The 15,403-nt window shown below is 62.5% G+C and carries 11 protein-coding genes; 1 reads left to right on the forward strand and 10 read right to left on the reverse strand.

The genetic code is table 11. The annotated features are described in order from the left end of the window. Nucleotides 1–96 precede the first annotated feature (96 nt). The 10 genes from dnaG to AB5Z25_RS06750 form a co-directional block, all read right to left on the reverse strand. Nucleotides 97–2,226: a DNA primase gene (gene dnaG / locus AB5Z25_RS06705; protein ID WP_368135108.1), complete on the reverse strand. Its 2,130-nt coding sequence runs from the start codon at nucleotides 2,224–2,226 to the stop codon at nucleotides 97–99. Beyond that, nucleotides 2,219–3,226, reverse strand: a complete 1,008-nt coding sequence (gene ribF / locus AB5Z25_RS06710; RefSeq protein ID WP_368135109.1) for a riboflavin biosynthesis protein RibF — start codon at nucleotides 3,224–3,226, stop codon at nucleotides 2,219–2,221. The genes dnaG and ribF overlap by 8 nt, the downstream gene beginning before the upstream one ends. Beyond that, a complete protein-coding gene (gene truB / locus AB5Z25_RS06715) occupies nucleotides 3,223–4,155 on the reverse strand; it encodes a tRNA pseudouridine(55) synthase TruB (RefSeq protein ID WP_368135110.1) in 933 nt (310 codons plus the stop codon). The genes ribF and truB overlap by 4 nt, the downstream gene beginning before the upstream one ends. A 15-nt stretch (nucleotides 4,156–4,170) precedes the next feature. After that, the gene (locus AB5Z25_RS06720; protein WP_006234037.1) at nucleotides 4,171–5,214 is read right to left on the reverse strand and encodes a DHH family phosphoesterase; all 1,044 of its coding nucleotides are present in this window, start codon (nucleotides 5,212–5,214) and stop codon (nucleotides 4,171–4,173) included. Next, nucleotides 5,207–5,617 carry a 30S ribosome-binding factor RbfA gene (rbfA, locus tag AB5Z25_RS06725; RefSeq protein WP_006234038.1) on the reverse strand — a complete coding sequence of 137 codons (411 nt, stop codon included), beginning with the start codon at nucleotides 5,615–5,617 and terminating at the stop codon, nucleotides 5,207–5,209. Before rbfA ends, AB5Z25_RS06720 begins: the two co-directional genes overlap by 8 nt. A gap of 11 nt (nucleotides 5,618–5,628) precedes the next feature. Further along, nucleotides 5,629–8,343, reverse strand: coding sequence for a translation initiation factor IF-2 (gene infB / locus AB5Z25_RS06730; RefSeq protein WP_368135111.1), 2,715 nt, complete (start codon nucleotides 8,341–8,343; stop codon nucleotides 5,629–5,631). Between the two features lie 91 nt (nucleotides 8,344–8,434). Further along, nucleotides 8,435–9,682 carry a transcription termination factor NusA gene (gene nusA, locus AB5Z25_RS06735; protein ID WP_022094169.1) on the reverse strand — a complete coding sequence of 416 codons (1,248 nt, stop codon included), beginning with the start codon at nucleotides 9,680–9,682 and terminating at the stop codon, nucleotides 8,435–8,437. 1 nt (nucleotide 9,683) lies between these two features. Continuing rightward, entirely contained in the window at nucleotides 9,684–10,178 is a 495-nt protein-coding gene (gene rimP, locus AB5Z25_RS06740; RefSeq protein WP_368135112.1) for a ribosome maturation factor RimP, read from the reverse strand. Between the two features lie 258 nt (nucleotides 10,179–10,436). Beyond that, nucleotides 10,437–13,013: a leucine--tRNA ligase gene (leuS, locus tag AB5Z25_RS06745; RefSeq protein WP_368135113.1), complete on the reverse strand. Its 2,577-nt coding sequence runs from the start codon at nucleotides 13,011–13,013 to the stop codon at nucleotides 10,437–10,439. Nucleotides 13,014–13,273: 260 nt separating this feature from the next. Next, on the reverse strand, nucleotides 13,274–14,785 hold the full coding sequence (locus tag AB5Z25_RS06750) for an IMP dehydrogenase (RefSeq protein ID WP_089571691.1): 1,512 nt from the start codon (nucleotides 14,783–14,785) through the stop codon (nucleotides 13,274–13,276). 193 nt (nucleotides 14,786–14,978) lie between these two features. Here AB5Z25_RS06750 and AB5Z25_RS06755 point away from each other — a divergent pair, with 193 nt between their 5' ends. Then, the gene (locus tag AB5Z25_RS06755) at nucleotides 14,979–15,380 is read left to right on the forward strand and encodes a winged helix-turn-helix domain-containing protein (protein WP_368135114.1); all 402 of its coding nucleotides are present in this window, start codon (nucleotides 14,979–14,981) and stop codon (nucleotides 15,378–15,380) included. The last annotated feature ends 23 nt before the right edge of the window (nucleotides 15,381–15,403 follow it).

Consider the following 15,403-nt stretch of genomic DNA (forward strand, 5'->3'; position numbering starts at 1 on the left):
TAGTCCACAGGACTCAATACTTTAGCACACACATGGACGTCTATACCCAAAATAAAGACAGGATATAGGCGAGAATACGCTGGTTGACCACAACATCTAGGCTTGATCGGCACCTGCGGTCTCCAAACCGATCAAACGGAACGGGTCGGCCACGCCACCGATCGACTTTTGGAGCTCGCGCTGGCGCTGTGAATCCTGCACCGCCTGCATCGTCAGCACGCGACGGGCCTCATCGTCGAGTGAACGGTCCTGACGCAACTTGGCCTGCGCGGCTCGCATACGGCGTTTGATGGTGTAGAGCTCGAGCGTATCGAGCATAAAGACGATGTTCGTCTCGGTCGGGTGCTTACTCGTTGCCGAGATGCGCCCGGCGCTGACAAGCGATGCCGCCTCGGGACACACCGCGCGTGCCGCATCCATGCATGCCGCAGGATCGGTTCCCGGCGGCATCGCCAGCACGGCCCACGCAATGGACTCGTGACGCGGGTCGACCCACTCGATAGAACAAATGCGATCGGCATACGTGCGGAACAGATCGGGGTAGCTCGTGAGCATCGTCAGCAGCTCGCGCTCACCCGCCAGGGATTTCCGCTCCAGATCGGTCAAAACGATCGGCATCGACGGAGCTGCCGCCGCGCTTGGACTATCGGCAACGGGCGCAGTGCTTTCCATTCCCGCCGGCACATCGATTGGCGGCAGATCCTCGTCGACCTCCACCGGTGCGGCCCCATAGGCATCAAGCGGAACGTAGTCGTACGGGTCCTCCTCGACCGGTGCGGATACCGGCGGCGTCGCACCCGCGGCCCAAGCACCACGACCGGCACTGCGCGCACCAGCCGCACCGCCGCCCGAGCTTCGTCCCTGCGAACCGCCCGCGCGCTCAGCTTGCGCGCGTTGACGCTCGTAGTTCTGCTCACGCCGGCGCTCGGCATCCTCACGCTTGGCGACATCGCGAAACACGCGGCCCGAACTCGCGCGCACGGTCTCCAGGTCCAAACCAAGCAGGTCGGCAATCTGGATAAAGTACGTGTCGATCATATAGCTGTCACGTAGCGGATAGATGAGCGTCAGCGCGTCCTCGAGCGCCTTGGCGCGACCGCCCGGTGTGGTAATGTCGCTCGACTCCTGCAGCGAGCGGTAGACAAAGTCCATGAGGGGCTCGGCCGCGTCAATGCGCGCCTGCAGCGCCTCGCCACCATGCGCCGTGATGAACTCCATGGGGTCGTTGCCGTCAGGCAGCACCACGCAGCGCAGGTCCATCGAATCCTGCTCGATAAACTGAATCGCGCGGCGCGCGGCCTTTTGACCGGCGGCGTCGCCATCGAACATATATACAATGCGCTTGGCAAAGCGGGTGAGCGTCTTGACGTGATGATCAGTGAGCGCGGTGCCTAGCGTGGCAACGACGTTTTTAATCCCCGCTTCCCAGCAGGCGATGCAGTCGGTATAGCCCTCCACCACGATGGCGGTATCCTGCGCAACGATAAACTCCTTGGCCCAGTTAAAGCCGTAGAGGTTTCGCTTTTTATGAAACACGCTCGTCTCGGCGGTGTTGAGGTACTTGGGCTGACCATCGCCCATGATGCGCCCGCCAAAGGCGATGTTATGACCCTGCTCATCAAAGATGGGAAACATCACGCGGTCGTAAAAGCGGTCCGCGAGCTGTCCGCGCCCGCGGCTCACGGCCACGTTGGCGTCGATCATCTCCTGCGGGGTAAAGCCCGCCTGCGACAGATGAGTCACCAGCATGTTACGACCCGGCGCAAAGCCCAGGCAGTAGCGTCGGCAAACGTCGCCACCCATACCGCGGCTGGCAAAGTACTCGCGCGGACGGCTGTCCTTACCGCGCATAAGCATGGTGTGGTAGAACTGAGCCGTCTCGGCACACAGATCATAGATGCGGGCGCGCTTGGTGCCGCGATCGCGCTGCGCACCGGTATCGTGCAGTTCAATGCCTGCACGATCAGCCAAATAGCGGATCGACTCGGGAAAACTCAGGTTCTCGCGCTTCATAATATAGGTAAAGACGTCGCCGCCCTCGCCGCAGCCAAAGCAGTGCCACACCTGCGTAGCAGGGATAATGTGAAACGATGGGGTCTTTTCGCCATGAAACGGGCAACAGCCCCAAAACTCATGGCCGCGGGGCTTGAGCTCAACCGTTTCCTGCACGATGGCAACCAAGTCCGACGCCGCGCGTACCTGATCTTTTTCCTCATCGCTAATCACGGATGCTCACCCCCTGCTCACCCAAGTTATGACGAATATCGTCGATATTACCCTCGACGGTCGCGATAAGCTCGTCCAGCGAATCGAACACCCGCGACGGTCGCAGCCAACGCGTAAACGCCAGCGACACCGAGGCGCCGTACAGGTCGCCCGCATACCCGATCAAGTTGGCCTCGAGATGCGCCGAAGCGGCATCGTCGGCATACGTCGGCGGCAGGCCGACGTTAACGGCAGCAGGCCATACGGTATCGTCGACCAGCACCAGACCCTCATAGACGCCATCGGCAGGCACTTGGATGCCGTCGGGCACCTGGATGTTTGCCGTGGGAAAGCCCATATCGGAGCCCTCGTGACGGCCAGCCGCCACAACGCCGCGCAGCATATAGGGACGGCCGAGAAGCTCGGCAGCCAGCTCCACATGACCCTGACCCAGCTCATGGCGGACGCGCGTGGCGCAGACGGTCTGCCCGTTAACGCAGAGCAGGTCGTGACCGTAAACGTCAACCCCACGCTCAGTGCCCCAGGCGCGCATCTCGGCAACGCCCGAAGCGCCTCCGCGGCCGAGCCTAAAATCGCTACCTACACGAATGGAGCGAATGTCGATAACGCGCGACAACAGCGCCAGAAACCCGACATGATCGAGTGCCGCCACGGCGGGCGTAAAGGGAACGGCCACCACCGCATCGACCCCGGTTTGAGCCAGGGCATGCAGGCGGTCGGCCGTCGTCATCAATTTTTGAGCGGGCGAAGGGCTCACCACAACGTCCGGGTCGGGATCGAAGGTAACCACGACCGCCTTACAGCCATGGGTACGGGCATCACGGACAAGCGCTTCGATGAGCTCCTGGTGTCCACGGTGCACGCCGTCGAACACGCCGATGGCAATCGATGCGGCACCCAAGTGCTCGCACTCATCAAACGTATCGGCAGTAACGATGCGAGCCTCGTCCGACTCGCCCGCGAAAAAGACACGCGCGAGGTCACGAGCGGACAACATCATCGAACACCGCCGATCGCCTGCGGAAAGACATGCTCCATGACAAAGCGGCCACCCTCAATACGGGCAAGCGCCTTGAGCCCCCCATCGAGTACGAGCGCAAACGGCGCCTTCGACGCATCGAAAGCCGCGAGCGCACGCTCAACGGGAATGCGGCGGCCACAAAGCAGGTCATCGGCAAGGTCGCCCGGCAAATCGACGCGCGTGGCGCCCAGAGCCGCGATGGGATCCAGGGCAAACCCAGCGGCGGACTCGGGAGAAAGCTCCTCCACCGCATGGCAGGCGCCAATGGAAACAACGCCGGAGGCAGTGCGGCGAAGCGCGGAAATATGCGCGGCGCTATCACAGGCACGGCCCAAATCGCGGGCAAGCGCACGGATGTAGGTGCCCTTGCTCACCGAAAACGCCACGGTCCACACACACGTATCGCCCTCGCCGCTCACGGCGATCAGGTCGGCGGCATAGACCTCGACGGGGCGCGGAGGCAGATCCACCGCATTGCCCTCGCGCGCAGACTTGTAGGCGCGGACGCCGTTAACCGAGATGGCCGAAAACGCCGGCGGCACCTGCATCTGCGGACCCAACATGGCGGCCAAGTGCTCACGGGCATAGGCAGGATCGCGGAGCTCGTTGGCAACAGCCACCGTGCGGACCGCCTCGCCCTCCGCATCATCGGTATTGGTCTCGGCACCAAACGAAATGTCGGCGACATAGCTTTTGGTATCGAGGGTTAGCATACCCAGCAGACGGGTGGCCTGGCCCACGCCCACCACCATGACACCCGATGCCATAGGGTCGAGCGTGCCGGCATGGCCGACGCGCCGCTCATGGAGAGCGCGCCGACATTGCGAGACCACATCGTGGGACGTGCAGCCCACCGGCTTATCGACGGCGAGCAGCATATTCAGTTGAGAAGGCGTACGACGAGCCATGTGCCATCCAAAAAGTTAAAGCTCGACGGTCACTGAAGCGGGATCCTCCCCTACCAGCTCGGCCAGCATGGGAAGTGCCACGGTGAGCGTCTCGAGAATCGTTCCGTTGTTGGAGAAACCGGCGGCAGCGGAATGTCCGCCTCCGCCAAAGGCAGCAGCGATCTCGGACACGTTGAGGTCGCCCTTGGAGCGCAGGTTGCCGCGCACCTTGGTATCGCCCTCAATGCCCTTCAGGAACAGGCAGACCTCCACGCCCATCACCGAGCGCACCACGTCAACCAGGCCGTCGCATTCATCCGAGGTGACACCGCAAGCCTCAAGGTCACTCTGGTACGCGTAGCTATACGCCACGCGCCCGTGGGCCACCGTCTTAATACGGCCCATAACGATGGACTTGAGGTGCAAAAACTCAACGCGCATGCTCTGATATACCTCGAGTGCCACACGCGCCGGATCGGCACCGTGTGCAACCAGTCGCGAGGCCGCATGGAACGCAGCAGCATCGGCGTTTTGGTACTGGAAACGACCGGTGTCGGTCACCAAGCCGCACAGCAAGCAAGTCGCGACGCCATCACGGGCGACAATGCCACAATTGTCCAAGAAGCGGTCAATGATCATGGCGCAGGCTGCAGCTTCGACACGCCTCAGGCTGAGCTCGGCAAACTCCTCGCGCGCCGGATGGTGATCAAAGCACACCACATGCTTGGAGCGACGAAGCACCTCGGCGGAATTATTGAGACGCTCGACGACCGGTACGTCCACCGAGATGAACAGGTCCGGATTGCCGGTGTACGCAGATGCTGGCACCAGGCGATCGGAGCCTTCCATAAAGCGGTAGATGCGCGGAACCGGGTCATCGTCTGCCAGCAGCAGCGCAATGTCCTTGTTGGGGAAAAACTTCATGAGCGAAAGGCCCAGACCCAATACAGAGCCCAAAGCATCGCCGTCGGGAGAAGTGTGTCCCGAAATCGCAATGGAGGACGCACCCTCGATGAGCTCGAGGATGCGTCGCTGAATATCTGCAGACTCGCACGAGGCGAGGTCGGCGGAATTAGTCATCTAAAGCTGCCTCCTGGGCGGCATCCGCTATCGGATAGCCGTCCTCGTCCTTTTCGATCGCAAGCGTGGCGGGAACGTTTTCCAGCGCACGCGTGATGCGCTCGGCCTCATCGGTCGAGCGATCGATGCGAAAATCGAGCTCGGGCGTGACACGCCAATCGAGCGAGCGAGCCAACAGGCTGCGAATACGGCCCTTGGCGCTTGCGAGCGCCTCCATGACCTCATCGTAGCGACTCGCATCGCACGACACGTACACGCGCGCGAACGAACGGTCCACCGCGACCTCGACCGCGGTCAAAGTAACCAGGTCGAGACGCGGATCGGAAACCTCAAAGAGCAGGATATAACCAAGCTTCTCGCGAAGCTGCTCGCCCAGACGGCGGGTTGCCTGCGTTTGCTTCATAGCGCTACCCCCTACTCGGTACGGGCAACCTGGTCGATGCGGTAACCCTCGATCTGGTCGCCGGGCTTGATGTCCTGGAAGTTCTCCAAGCCAATGCCGCCCTCGGAACCGCTCTTAAGGCTCTTGGCCTCGTCCTTGTAGTGGCGCATCGAGGCGATCTTGCCGTTGAAGACCACGATGCCATCGCGCACCAGGCGCACGGAATCGGTCGCGGCGATCTCGCCCTCTTCGACGCGGACACCGGCGGCGATACCGACTTTGGGCACCTTGAAGGTGTCCAGGACGGTCGCGGTACCCGTGGCGACCTCGACCTCGGTGGGCTTGAGCATGCCGATACGGGCGGCGTCGAGCTCCTCGAGGCACTTGTAGATGACGTCGTAGCAACGGATCTCGACGCCCTCGCGCTCGGCGGCGGAGCGGGCCTTACCGTCGGGACGGACGCCAAAGCCGATGATGATGGCGTTGGAGGCGTCGGCCAGGACGACGTCGGTCTCGTTGATGGCGCCAACGGCGGAGTGGATCGTGTTGATGCGAACCTCGGACTGATCCATCTTGTCGAGCGAGTCCTGAAGGGCCTCGATGGAACCTTGGACGTCGGCCTTGATGATCAGGTTGAGCTCCTTGACCTCGGCATCGGCAATGGTCTCGAAGAGGTTCTCGAGCGTGACGTGCTTGACGCGGCTCTGCTCCTCGATACGGGCCTTGAGCGAACGCTCGTCGGCCAAGGCGCGAGCCTCGCGCTCGTCCTCGAACACGCGGAACTCGTCGCCGGCGTTGGGCACGGACTGCAGGCCCAGGATCTCGACGGCGTCGGAGGGACCAGCCTCGGTGACGGCGCGGCCCTTGGGGTCGAGCATGGCACGGACGCGGCCGTAGGTAAGGCCGGCGACCAGCGTATCGCCCACGTGCAGGGTACCGCGAGTCACGAGCACGGTAGCGACCGAGCCGCGGCCCTTGTCGAGCTTGGCCTCGAGGACGTTGCCGGAGGCAAAGGTGTCCGGGTTAGCCTTGAGCTCGAGCACGTCTGCCTGGAGCAGCACGGTCTCCAGAAGGTCGTCGATACCGATCTTCTGCTTGGCCGAGATGTTGACGAACATGTTCTGTCCGCCCCACTCCTCGGGGATGACGCCGTACTCGGTGAGCTCCTGGCGCACGCGGTCGGGGTTGGCGCCCGGCTTATCGATCTTGTTGACGGCGACGACGATGGGAACGCCGGCGGCCTTGGCGTGGTTGATCGACTCGACCGTCTGGGGCATGACGCCGTCGTCGGCGGCGACGATCAGGATGACGATGTCGGTCACCTTGGCGCCACGGGCACGCATGGCCGTAAAGGTAGCGTGACCCGGGGTATCGATGAAGGTGATCTTGCGGTCGTTGATCATGACCTGCGAAGCGCCGATGGCCTGCGTAATGCCGCCCGCCTCGCCGGCAGCGACGCCGGTGTGACGGATGGCGTCGAGCAGCGACGTCTTGCCGTGGTCGACGTGGCCCATGACGGTGACGACCGGTGCGCGCGGCTTAAGGTCGGCGGGATCGTCGTAGAACGAGAAGGTGTTCTCCTCCTCGGGGGTGATGATCTTGATCTGACGGCCCAGGTCGTCGGCGACGAGCTCGACGAGGTCGTCGGACATGGACTGCGTCATGGTGAGCGGCGTACCCAACAGGAACAGGCGCTTGATGATGTCGTTGGCCGGAACGTCGAGCGCCTCGGCAAGCTCCTGGACGGTAACGCCCTGGGAGACCTTGATGGCGTCGAGGTCCTCGGGGTTCACGCCCTGGGCTAGCGCCTCCTCTATCTTGCGCTCCTCCTGAGCCTTGGCAGCCTCGCGCTCGCGCTTCTCCTTGCGCTTCTTGCGGCGACCGGTAGACTCGCGAGAGGCCTCCTCGACGGCGGCGCGGGCCTCCTCGAGCACCTTCTGGCGGCTGTACTCCTCGGCCTCGCGAGCCATGCGGCTGTAGTGGTCCTCTTCGTTGTTGTGACCGCCCTTGCGCTTCTTGCCCTTGCCCTGCTTATCGGGGTTGGGGAAGTCCATGCCGGCAGCGACGTTGTTGCTGGCGTTGGTGCGATGGCTGTGCGGACGGCTCTCGGAAGCGTTGCGCTCGGAGTTGTTGTCGGAGGCGTTGCGATCGTTACGACGGCCACCGCGGCGGTCGTTGTTGCCGCCACGACGGTTACCGCGCTCGGCGGCGCGCTCGGCCTTGGCCTTGTCCTCGGCGTCCTTCTTCTCCTTGAGCACGGTCTCCTGTGCGGCGATCTGGTCGAGCAGCGAACGGAAGCGCGAACCGGAGTCGGAAGCGGGAACGGCGCGGCGCTGGGCCTCGCGGGCAGCCTCCTCCTTCTCGCGGGCAAGGCGCTCCTGCTCGGCCTTCTTCTTGGCCTCGGCCTCGGCGCGGGCGGCCTCCTCGGCAGCCTGGGCTGCGGCAAACTGGCGGCGCTCCTCCTCGCGGGCCTTCTCGGCGGCGATGCGCTCGCGCTCGGCCTCGGCAGCGCGTGCTGCCTCCTCGGCGGCGGCTGCCTGCTCCTCGGCCTGCTTGGCGGCCTCGACTTCCTGGGCGCGGGCCTCGATCACCGAGGCGAGCTGCTTGCGGACCATAGCGACGTAGGCGTCCTCCAGGGCGGAGGAAGCGGACTTAGCGGGAATCTTCATTTCGGCGAGATGACCCATCAGTTCCTTGGAGGTCATGCCGAACTCTTTGGCCAGGGTGGACACACGGACTTTTGCCATATGACTTCACCTACCCTTTCTGGCACCTTGGGTGCCTAGAGACTGAACGAGCGTGGGAGATGCGCCGGGACCCGCCCGGCGCGACCGCGCGCTAGATCAGGTCCTCCGCATCATCGAAGGCGTCGGTGTCGTGGACACCGCAGAAACGGGAGCCGGGACGGGCCTGGTTGCGGCACTGGATGCCGTCCTCGGACACGAACTCGCAGCGACGGACGTCCTCGTCCTCCTCGTCACCGATCAGGTCGGCGGCGGGCTCCTCGTGAACGGGAACGTTCTTGAGGATATCGGCGGCAAGGGTCTCGGACTTAATGTCGATGTGCCAGCCGGTCAGGCGAGCGGCGAGGCGGGCATTCTGGCCCTCCTTGCCGATGGCGAGGGACAGCTGGTCGTCGGGCACGATAACGCCGGCATAGGCCTTCTCCTCGTCGATGAGAACTCGGGTGACCTTGGCGGGCGACAGGGCGTTGGCGACGTAGACGGCCGGATCGGCATCCCACAGGATGACGTCGACGCGCTCGCCACGGAGCTCGCCCACGACGGCGCGAACACGGCTGCCCTTGGGGCCGACGCAGGCGCCCACGGGATCCAGGCGATCGTCGAGCGAGTGGACGGCGACCTTGGAGCGCTGGCCGGGCTCGCGGGCGATCGACTTGATCTGGACGGTGCCCTCATAGATCTCGGGCACCTCCTGCTCAAACAGACGACGCATGAGCTCGGGGTGGGTACGGGAGATGACAATCGGCGGACGGCTGTGCTCGCCGCGAACCGGCTGCAGGTTGGAGTTGGGGTCGCGAACGTCGATAATCACGGCCTTGATGTGCTGGTTGTGCAGGTAGCGCTCGCCCATCGGACGCTCGTTGCGCTCGTTCTCGTAACGGCGCTGGTCGAAGTGCGGAAGCTCGGCCTCGACGCCCTCGCGGATCTTGACGATCGTGAAGTCGGGCGTGGACTGCAGCACGGTACCGCTGATGAGGTCACCGATGCGGCCGGAGAACTCCTCGTAAATCTGCTCGCGGGCGGAGTTGCGCACGATGGCGTTGATCTCGGCCTTGGCGTGCTGGGCAGCGATGCGGCTCGTATTCTTGGGAGTAACGTCGATCTCCTCGAACTCGGTGAAGTTGCCCTCCTCGTCCATGGAATCGTCGATCGGCTCCAGGCGGTAGACGTAGATCTTGCCGGTGGTACGGTCGATGGTCACCTTGGCGCCCCACTCAAGATGCAGGATCTCGGCATAGCTCTTGGCGAGCGACTGCTCCAGGCGGTCGATCAGGTAGAGCTGGTCGATGTGCTTCTCCTGGCAAAGCTCCATCAGGGCGGACATCATGTCGGATGCTGCCATCTTACTTTCCTTCCTTCGCGGGCTTGAAGTCATAGGTGGGCTTCAACTTGCACTTCTTAACATCAGAGAAATCGAGGGTAACGGACTCGCCGTCCTCGAGCTCGAGGGTCACGTTCGTCTCGGTGGCGGCGGCAATCTTGCCGGCGTACTTGCGACGGCCCTCGGTGGCGGTGGAGGTGAGCTCGCAGTCCTCGCCCACAAAGCGGGCAAAGTCGCTCGGACGGCGCAGCGGGCGCGCCATGCCAGGGCTCGAAACCTCGAGCGTATAGCTCGAAGAGATGGGGTCGAGCTCCTCAATCACATCGCCGACCCACTTGGTGTTGGCCGTGACATCGTTGAGCGACAGGCTCTGACCCTCGGCACCCTCGATACGCACACGCACGCAGGGGGCCTTGGTGGCACCCACGAGCTCGACGTCGACAATGTCGACATCGTGCTGGGGAGCGACGGCCTCGAGCGCGTCGATGATCGCCTGCTCGGTCTTGGTCTTGACCATTGCGGCACCTCCATCCATACAAAAAAGAAGCAGGGCCGAAACCCCACTTCTTTCAATTACAACTTCATTTGCAAGCAAACTATATCAATACCTGCGAAAACGCGCAAGCACAACCCAAAGTCGCAGGTCAGCGCGAGCACAGGTTCTCCACAAGAATAAGACAATTTGCCGCAGACGCCCGGCCCGCACAAGCAAAACGAGGGGCGACCCTTGTGGTTCCGCCCCTCGTTTTGTACATGTTGGCTCAGGTTGCCGAGCTTACTTGACCACCAGGTTCACGAGCTTGCCGGGCACGCAGATGGCCTTGACGACCGTCTTGCCCTCGAGCCACTTGGCGACGGCGGCCTCGGCGGCAGCCCGCATATCCTCATTGGAGGCATTGCGGGCCACCTCGACGCGGCCGCGGACCTTACCAAGCACCTGGACCACGATCTGCACCGTGTCCTCAACGGACTCGGCCAGGTCGAACTCGGGCCAGGCGGCGGTGTAGGCATTGCCCTCGCAGCCGAGCGCCTCGTGCCACAGCTCGTCGGCCCAGAACGGGCAGATGGGGGCAAGGACGCTCACGATATCCTTAGCCACGCCGTAGCACAGCGCCTTGTCACGGGAAGCGCCCTCAGTGGCATTGAGGTAGGCGCTCGCCGCGTTGACGAGCTCCATGACGGCCGAGATGGCAGTGTTGAACTGGCCACGATCGAAGTCCTCGGTGCACTTGGCGATGGTGCGGTGACGCTCGCGATAGAGCTTCATCGCGACCTCGTCGAGTGCGGACTTGTCGAAGACCACATTGGCGTCGCCGGACTGGACGAGCTGCCACACGATACGCCAGGCGCGCTTGATGAAGCGGTTGGCGCCCTCAACGGCCTTGGGATCCCAGTCGAAGTCCTTCTCGGGCGGGGCGATAAACAGGATCGCCAAACGCATGGTGTCGGCGCCGTAGGGCTCGATGACCGAGCTCGGGGGCACGACATTGCCCTTGGACTTGGACATGGTGTCGCCGTTCTCGTCCTTGACCATGCCCTGGCACAGCAGGTTAGTGAAGGGCTCGTCCACACTCAGCAGGCCCAGGTCGCGCAGTGCCTTGGTAAAGAAGCGACTGTAGAGCAGGTGCAGAATGGCGTGCTCGATGCCGCCGATGTAGTTATCGACGGGCATCCAACGGTCGGCGGCCTCGCGGGAGAAGGGCAGCTCGGTGTTGTGCGGGTCGGTATAGCGCAGGTAATACCAGCTGGAGCAGGTAAAGGTGTCCATGGTATCGGTCTCGCGCTTGGCCGGGCGGCCGCAGACCGGGCACTTGGTCTCGTAGAACTCCTTGCACTCGGCGAGGGTTTCGCCGGCACCCAGGTCCAGGTTCTCGGGCAGCGTCACCGGCAGCTGATCCTCGGGCACGGGTACGATGCCGCAGTGCTCGCAGTGGATGGCCGGGATGGGGTTGCCCCAATAGCGCTGACGGGAAATGAGCCAGTCGCGCAGACGGAACTCGACCTTGCGACGACCGCAGCCCATGGCCTCGAGGTCGGCCACGATCGCAGCCTCGCCTTCGGAGTGCTTACCGCCGCGCATGCCGGTGTACTTGCCAGACTGGACGAGCGTGCCCTCGGCAGCGTGGGCGCAATCCCAGTCGACGGTCTCGGCATGGAAGGTATCGATGGTCTCGCCGCTGGCCTCGACGGCAGCGCGATCGTCATCGTCCAGGATGATCGGCACGATCGGCAGGTCGTACTTACGGGCAAACTCAAAGTCGCGCTGGTCGCCACAGGGAACGGCCATGACGGCACCGGTGCCATAGTCGGCAACGACATAATCGGCAACCCAAACGGGGACCTTCTCGCCGTTGACGGGGTTTACCACATAGCGGCCCGTAAAGGCGCCGTGCTTTTCGAGGGTGCCCTGGGCACGCTCGACGGCGGAGATATGCTTGGAGTCCTCGACGATCTTGGTCACGGCCTCCTCGTACTCCGTACCCTCGACGAGCTCGTGCAGGCCGGCGTACTCGGGAGCCAGGACAAAGAAGGAGACGCCAAAAAGGGTATCGGCACGCGTGGTGAAGACGGTGATCTTGCCCTCATCGCCCTCGATGGGCTCGCCATCCTGGTCGCACAGGGTAAAGTCGACCTCGGCGCCCTCGGAGCGACCGATCCAGTTGGCCTGCATCTGCTTGACGCGCTCGGGCCAGCCGGGGAGCTTCTCCAGGTCATCGAGCAGCTCCTGAGAGTACTCGGTAATCTTGAAGTACCACTGCTCCAGGTCGCGCTTCTCGGGCTCGGTGCCGCAGCGCCAGCACTTACCCTCGGTGACCTGCTCGTTGGCCAGAACGGTCTTGCAGTTAGGGCACCAGTTGACCGGGTTCTTCTTGCGGTAGACCAGGCCCTTTTCCCACAGCTTCTCAAAGATCCACTGACCCCAACGGTAATAATCGGGGCTGCAGGTCTTGACCATGCGATCCAGATCGTAGGAAAAGCCCATACGCTTCATCGTGGCGAGCGCCTGGTCCATGTTCTTGTACGTCCAAGCGGCAGCCTGCGTGTTGTGCTTGATGGCGGCGTTCTCGGCGGGCAGGCCAAAGGCGTCAAAGCCGATGGGATGCAGCACGTCGTAGCCGCGCATGCGGGCCTGACGGGCCATGGCATCGCCGATAGTATAGTTGCGCGCGTGGCCCATGTGCAGGTCGCCCGACGGATACGGGAACATCTCGAGCACGTACTTCTTGGGCTTGCTGTCGTCGGTGTCGACGGCAAAGAGGTTGGAGTCCTCCCAGGCCTTCATCCACTTGGACTCAATGGCCTGCGCGTCGTAGGCAGGGATCTCGTCCTTATGATCTGTGCAATCGCACATATCAGCTCCTTTAATCTTAGCTGGGGTCGGTCGGCTTAGCTTTATTCGCTACTGCGGACAGTCCTGCGCAAGACGAAGAGCACATTTAGTGCTCTTCTTTGCGTGCGGAACTTGTAGCGAACAAAGCTAAGCCGCCCGACCCTAAGGTTGACTCGACTGATAATAGCAAATACGACAAGCGAGATGCCTGCGACTTGCAGGCATCTCGCTTTATCTAAATAACGTGGTTGATGCTCAACCTTTGATATGCAGCTCTTACCTTATCGATAGGAAACGCTCTGCTGGGAGTCCTTGACGACAACGTCGTGGGCGCCGCCTTCGACGATGGAGGTGGAGCTGACCAGGGTCAGGCGTGCCTTTTCCTGGAGCTCGGGGATCGAGAGGGCACCGCAATTGCACATCGTGGACTTGACCTTGTAGAGCGTGCCGCCCACGCCGTCCTTGAGGGAACCGGCGTAGGGAACGTAGGAGTCAACGCCCTCGACGAAGCTGAGCTTCGCGGCGCCGCCCAGGTCGTAGCGCTGCCAGTTGCGAGCACGCGCAGAACCCTCGCCCCAGTACTCCTTCATGTACTGGCCGTTGACGTTGACGCGCTCGGTCGGGCTCTCATCGAAGCGGGCGAAGTAGCGACCCAGCATCATAAAGTCGGCACCCATAGCAAGGGCGAGCGTCATGTGGTAGTCGTATACGATACCGCCGTCGGAGCACACGGGCACGTAAACACCGGTCTCCTCATAGTACTCGTCACGGGCGCGGCAGACGTCGATCAGCGCGGTGGCCTGGCCACGACCGATACCCTTGGTCTCGCGAGTGATGCAGATGGAACCGCCGCCGATACCGACCTTGATGAAGTCGGCACCGCAGTCGGCCAAGAAGCGGAAGCCCTCGGCGTCGACGACGTTACCGGCACCGACCTTGACGTCCTCGCCGTAGTTGGCGCGAATCCACTCGATGGTGCGCTTCTGCCACTCACTGAAGCCCTCGGAGGAGTCGATGCACAGGACATCGGCGCCAGCCTCGATGAGCAGCGGCACGCGCTCGGCATAGTCGCGGGTGTTGATACCGGCGCCGACCATATAGCGCTTGTCGTTATCGAGCAGCTCGTTGGGGTTGGTCTTGTGGCTGTCGTAGTCCTTGCGGAAGACGATGCCCATAAGGTGATCGTTGTCGTCGACGATCGGCAGGGCGTTGAGCTTGTTGTCCCAAATGACGTCGTTGGCAACCTTGAGGCTGATGTTCTTGTCGCCCACGATGAGCTGCTCACGCGGGGTCATGAACTCGGAAACCTTCTTCTGGTGGTCATCGCGGCTGGGGCGATAGTCACGGCTGGTGACGATGCCCAGGAGCTTGCCCTTGGGAGTGCCGTCGTCGGTGACCGGCATGGTGGAGTGGCCGGTCTTCTCCTTGAGCTCGATGACCTGCTCCATGGTCATGTCGGGGGTCAGCGTGGAATCGGACTGAACGAAACCAGCCTTGTGATCCTTAACGGCCTTAACCATAGCAGCCTCGGACTCGGGGGTCTGAGAACCGTAGATGAAGGACAGGCCACCCTCGGTAGCGAGCGCGACACCCATGTCGACGCCCGAGACGGACTGCATGATGGCGGAAACCATGGGGATGTTCAGGGTGATTGCCGGCTTCTCACCGCGCTTAAAGCGGGTTAGCGGCGTCTTAAGAGAGACGTTGTTGGGGATGCACTGCGAGGACGAGTAACCAGGGACCAGCAGATACTCCGAAAACGTGTGGGACTCACCGGGAAAGAACGTAGCCATGTTTCTCCTTTTTCCATGCGACCGGTCGGCTGCAGGCCTCGTAGGACCCAGCCCAACCTTGGGCGCCCAATACTGAGGAAGTATCTTAACGCACTTTGACTGCTACAATGCATGATTTAAGAAGAGAACACGAGGGTTTGACGCAGGCTTTGCGTTTGCCCAGCAAACACTTTAGCGGGGAGACGTGGAGCACATGGAGTACAAGACGACGGCAAAGTTGGTCATTCAAGCGTGCGACAAAGACCTGCCGGGCGTGTTTGGTCACGGCTGCGTCTTGCTGCTGCAAGGTATTGCCCGCGAGCATTCGCTTAACCGCGCCGCCAAGAGCATGGGCATGGCGTATTCCAAGGCCTGGCGCATCGTGAACGAGGCCGAAGGCCAGCTGGGCTGCAAGCTCATCGAGCGCGACGGAGCCCGCGGATCCACGCTCACCCCCGCCGGCGAGCGAGCCATAGCGGTCTACGAGGAGCTGCAGGCCGACATCAACAACGTCATCGCCACAAAAGCGAACGACCTCATCGCCAGCATCAACCAAAGTAGCCAATTTGGGACGGGGCCTTATAGCCACACAACCCCTTCTCATAAGTTGCGGTGAAATAGGGGCTGTTTATGCGGTTA

It is taken from the genome of Collinsella aerofaciens (assembly GCF_040910325.1).
Lineage (GTDB): Bacteria > Actinomycetota > Coriobacteriia > Coriobacteriales > Coriobacteriaceae > Collinsella > Collinsella aerofaciens_BL.

Bases quoted from the DNA above. Each gene is read 5' to 3' on its own strand.
- ribF (WP_368135109.1), bottom strand. From the start codon at position 3,226: ATGATGTTGTCCGCTCGTGACCTCGCGCGTGTCTTTTTCGCGGGCGAG.
- truB (WP_368135110.1), bottom strand. From the start codon at position 4,155: ATGGCTCGTCGTACGCCTTCTCAACTGAATATGCTGCTCGCCGTCGAT.
- AB5Z25_RS06720 (WP_006234037.1), bottom strand. From the start codon at position 5,214: ATGACTAATTCCGCCGACCTCGCCTCGTGCGAGTCTGCAGATATTCAG.
- rbfA (WP_006234038.1), bottom strand. From the start codon at position 5,617: ATGAAGCAAACGCAGGCAACCCGCCGTCTGGGCGAGCAGCTTCGCGAG.
- infB (WP_368135111.1), bottom strand. From the start codon at position 8,343: ATGGCAAAAGTCCGTGTGTCCACCCTGGCCAAAGAGTTCGGCATGACC.
- nusA (WP_022094169.1), bottom strand. From the start codon at position 9,682: ATGGCAGCATCCGACATGATGTCCGCCCTGATGGAGCTTTGCCAGGAG.
- rimP (WP_368135112.1), bottom strand. From the start codon at position 10,178: ATGGTCAAGACCAAGACCGAGCAGGCGATCATCGACGCGCTCGAGGCC.
- leuS (WP_368135113.1), bottom strand. From the start codon at position 13,013: ATGTGCGATTGCACAGATCATAAGGACGAGATCCCTGCCTACGACGCG.
- AB5Z25_RS06750 (WP_089571691.1), bottom strand. From the start codon at position 14,785: ATGGCTACGTTCTTTCCCGGTGAGTCCCACACGTTTTCGGAGTATCTG.
- AB5Z25_RS06755 (WP_368135114.1), top strand. From the start codon at position 14,979: ATGGAGTACAAGACGACGGCAAAGTTGGTCATTCAAGCGTGCGACAAA.